General features: G+C 64.4%; 5 protein-coding genes. 2 read left to right on the top strand and 3 right to left on the bottom strand.

Features of this window, described 5'->3' with window-relative positions:
• Window positions 1-259 precede the first annotated feature (259 nt).
• The gene (locus ACIQZO_RS40360; protein ID WP_403636394.1) at window positions 260-736 is read left to right on the top strand and encodes a hypothetical protein; all 477 of its coding nucleotides are present in this window, start codon (window positions 260-262) and stop codon (window positions 734-736) included.
• Here ACIQZO_RS40360 and ACIQZO_RS40355 read toward each other — a convergent pair.
• The gene (locus ACIQZO_RS40355; protein WP_403636392.1) at window positions 721-1,233 is read right to left on the bottom strand and encodes a hypothetical protein; all 513 of its coding nucleotides are present in this window, start codon (window positions 1,231-1,233) and stop codon (window positions 721-723) included. The genes ACIQZO_RS40360 and ACIQZO_RS40355 overlap by 16 nt on opposite strands.
• Window positions 1,234-1,526: 293 nt before the next feature.
• Between ACIQZO_RS40355 and ACIQZO_RS40350 the strand changes: the two genes are divergently transcribed.
• Window positions 1,527-2,105 (top strand): recombinase family protein, encoded by a 579-nt coding sequence (locus ACIQZO_RS40350; RefSeq protein WP_403636390.1) that lies wholly within the window; start codon window positions 1,527-1,529, stop codon window positions 2,103-2,105.
• A 312-nt stretch (window positions 2,106-2,417) separates the two neighbouring features.
• Here the strand turns inward: ACIQZO_RS40350 and ACIQZO_RS40345 are convergent, their stop codons facing one another.
• Both ACIQZO_RS40345 and ACIQZO_RS40340 read right to left on the bottom strand, forming a co-directional pair.
• Window positions 2,418-2,888: an NUDIX domain-containing protein gene (locus ACIQZO_RS40345; RefSeq protein WP_403636388.1), complete on the bottom strand. Its 471-nt coding sequence runs from the start codon at window positions 2,886-2,888 to the stop codon at window positions 2,418-2,420.
• A gap of 4 nt (window positions 2,889-2,892) precedes the next feature.
• Complete coding sequence (locus ACIQZO_RS40340) at window positions 2,893-3,633, bottom strand: helix-turn-helix domain-containing protein (protein WP_403636386.1); 741 nt, start codon at window positions 3,631-3,633, stop codon at window positions 2,893-2,895.
• Window positions 3,634-3,886: the final 253 nt, after the last annotated feature.

Below are 3,886 nucleotides of genomic sequence, written 5' to 3'. Positions count from 1 at the left end.
GGAGTTTCGTTGCGTTCGTGACGGTCCATCCCAGACCCCTCGCACGGCCGTGGCCTGCGGACGCACATGATCAACGGGACTTTGAAACGCCCCTGCCTCCCGACTGGTCACCACTGCTGCCCGAAAGCGGCTGCGCCCCCTTGGTCTCCGCCAACAGGGACGATCCCGAATCTGGATCGACGACCACGGCTGGTGGCTAGGCATCGTGGAGTTCCCGTCACCGCGCTGGAGCCAGGGCAGTGGGCTGACGGTCGGGGTCATGTGGCTCTGGCAGGACTTCGACCACCTGGCGTTCGACTTCGCCGATCGGATGCGGCCGGCGGAGGACTTCCGCTCGGAGGAACAGTTCGCCGCTGTGGCCGATGCCCTCGCCCTTGAAGCAACCCGCCAGGTGGAAGAAGTCCGGACCCGGTTCTCCGATCTCGGCAAGGTAGGCGAGTGCCTCCTGCAACGCCCTGATCGGCCGGGGTACCTCTGGGAGAGTTTCAATGCTGGGGTGGCCGCCGCCCTGATAGAGCGGCCTACAGCAGCACGTCAGAGACTCCAAAGCATCTTGGGTGAGGACCCACTCTTTGAATGGATTCGCGAGGCGCAACAGGCTGCGGAGGACGTCTCAGCCATGGCACATGACACGGCAGCCGTCCGGGAATGGGTACGGGTCAGAGTCGCATCATGTCGGACCAAGCTCGGCCTCACGGACATCCCGTCATCTGAACTGGGTTATTCCACCGGATGATCCATGAGTGCCTTTTGGATGGATGCGTAGAGCACCTCTGCGGCAACAGCCGATGCACGGACATCCAGAGTCCATTTCTGTCCGTCGCCCGGCATCAGGAACAGCAAAGGGCTGCCGTCGCGAGGATCAGCCAACATTCGGGTGGCCCAGACATCTTCGCCCTTACCCGCCGCCGCCTCTTGGAACTTACCTTTCCCCCTTTCGTAGGCGTCGAAGTGCTCCAGAACATCCCGAATGTCCGTGAGGTTCGGTACAGCGAGGGCGAATACATGAAGGGCCTTGTCAACAGGGCTGATGGCAGGGCTTCCGCTGACCGTCCACTTGATGAGGTCGGCAGCCCTCAGGAAGTCCCGCAACGCGGAGGCGAACAGCAGTGCATCAACTTCTTGAGCCAGCCCTGCACTCGGCGCTGGCGGCGTCGCGCCGACAGGGTTCGTGAACGGCGACGGGGCACACACTCGCTCGGCTTGCAGCTCAACAGCAGTCAGCCACCGCATCAGGTGTCCTACATCGCGCGGGACTGGACACCTATGCGCTTCGGGTCAGTTGTCATGCCCCCGAATCGTGCCAGTCAGCGAGCAGCGCCGCACTGCGAACAGCAGCACGCCACAAATCACGGGCCTACGCGAGGCCGTGACGCCTCGTAATCACAGACGTCCGTCCCAGGAACGATGGTTTGCGAGACGGCCGCGAGAAGGTGCTCCGCGCCTCCAATCCGCGCTTCAAAACCCATCTCAAAACCACGCGAGCAGCCTTGATGTTTTGAGACGAATTCTGAGACGATGGAGGCATGGCAACGACCACGGGAAACCTGATCGGCTACGCACGCGTCTCCACCGACGACCAGGAAGCACAGTTGCAGCACGACGCGCTGACTGAGGCGGATTGCTCGCGGATCTTCACAGACAAGGCGACCGGCAAGAACACGGACCGCCCAAAGCTGACGGCCGCTCTGGACTACGCGCGCCCCGGGGATACCCTGTGCGTCTGGAAGCTGGACCGCTTCGCGCGCTCGCTGATCGACCTTGTGACCCTGGTGGACTCCCTCGCTGCTCGTGGGATCGGCTTCAAGGTGCTTACGGGGGCGATGGCCAGCATCGACCCGAACACCCCGGACGGGCGGCTCATGCTTCAGGTGGTGGGCGCCATGGCGGAGTTTGAGCGCAGCCTGATCAAGGACCGGACCCGGGCAGGTCTGGACGCTGCCAGGGCTCAGGGGCGCGTGGGCGGCCGTCCGGCCGTGATGGACGCGGACAAGCTTGCTGCGGCCAAGGCCCGTAAGGGAAAGGGCGAGAGCGTCACAGCCATTGCGAAAGCTCTCGGGGTGTCCCGCGCGACGCTGTACCGGGCACTGAGCGATGCGACGTGACGCCCTCAGCAGCGTGAGGTGCGGTGTTGCGGTGATTCTTCGCGCTTTTTGGAATGCATATAGAAACCTATAAGCAATACGAAAAGTGCCCTAGAACCACCGCAACACCGCACGCAGGGGGTAGGGCGCTCCGAAAGTTGAGGGCGGACGCCTGCTGGCGATCCCGGCCCCAGCGCGAAGTACGCGGGCTGGGTGTAGGCCCGTTTTGGGGCTGACACCTGCGGCCTGGCCAGCAGCAACGTGCACCACGCCACCCAAGAACGGGCCCCGTAAGGGCCCCTGAACCCCTGCCAAGTGACTGTCAGTGCATGGTTAGCCGAGGTATGGCGCGGGACGGCGCTCCAAGAAATGTTGGAGGCGCAGGCGTTGGGTGTGGTGCATGGGTAGCGCGTCGAGGTCTGCCGGCGCCACGAACCGCAATTCCGTGCTCTCGTCCGAGAGGGACAGTTCTCCGCCCGTGATGCAGGCCGTGAAGCAGACGTTGAACTGTCGCCTGACCTCGCCGTCGCTGTACTCGATGATGTGCCGGGGGTCCGTGTACGTGCCGACCAGTCCCGTGATCTCCACGTCGAGCCCGGTCTCCTCCTTGACCTCGCGGACAGCCGTGCCGGGCAGTGAGTCGCCCAGGTCCATCCCTCCGCCGGGCAGCGCCCACAGGTCGTTGTCCGTGCGCCGTTGCAGCAGGATGCTGCCTTCGCTGTCAGTGACCACCGCCGATGTGGCCACGACCATGCTGTTCGGCTCGGGTGCATGAGGATCGTCGTAGTACTCAGTCCGGGCCATCAGGTCATGCCTCCACGGGATGCGCTGTCTCCCACACGGCATTGAAGCTGTCCGCGTAGGTGTCGAACATGCCGCCGGAGTCGTGGCGGCGAAGGTGCCACACGGGCGCACCGTACGCGTTCACACCCCAGACATGGCCATTGACCAACACCTGATCATCAGCCCGGTACAAGGTGTTGTAGAGCGTCGTGCCGTGTGTCCGAAGCTCGATGCCCGGCACGGTCGCCAACGGCCGGTAGTGCAAGAGAGCGAGGCGACAGCGGGATTCGATGCCGTGCCCGAACTTCTCTTCCTGCCCTCGCTGCTGGACGTTCTCGCTGTCCGCGTCACCGACTGCGATGCGTACCGCGCACCCGTCGGCAGCACGCTCCCGCAGGAGATCGTTCAACCGGGGATACGCCTCATGCAGGAACACCGCCGCGTAGACCAGGACGTCGATGCGCTCGCGCGCTGCCGCGAGGAGGTCCACGAACACGGATACGGGAAGGTCTGCCCGCTGGTCGTACAGAGCGACCAGTTCCGGGCTGACGGCCCGCGCTGCCCGTGCTTGCCGGAGCGCCGGCCACAAGGCGTGGACGTCCTCGCCCAACGTCTCGGCCGCCTGGATTGCAGTTGCCCGCCGTGGGGTGCGCCCGAGGTTGACCCAGCGTTCCACGCTCTTCGGGTCCACGCCGGTCGCGCTGGCCAATGAGGCATGAGTCCAGCCGCCGGATGCCATGACAGCCCTTAACCGTTCGTTCTGCATGGGGACGTTCTACAGGCTGTGGGACGTCCCGAAGTGCCGAACGTACGAGGTTCCACCGTCCTGATCACCAGCGCGACGATCGCTAGACCAGCGGACGGTGAAGGGGTTTCGGAATGGTGCGGGGATTGTGGCAACAGGTCGAACAGCGTGATCCGTTCCCAGCCTCGTTGTTTCACGGCGACGTCCGGTTGGTCTTGCGTCCGTGATGTCGCGTTGATTCCTGTCCGGGGACGGTTCCGGTCAGGGGTGCGCG

It is taken from the genome of Streptomyces sp. NPDC097617 (assembly GCF_044761485.1).
Taxonomy (GTDB): domain Bacteria; phylum Actinomycetota; class Actinomycetes; order Streptomycetales; family Streptomycetaceae; genus Streptomyces.
Note: the sequence above shows the minus strand (reverse complement) of the source record. Positions and strands in the feature narration are given on the sequence as shown.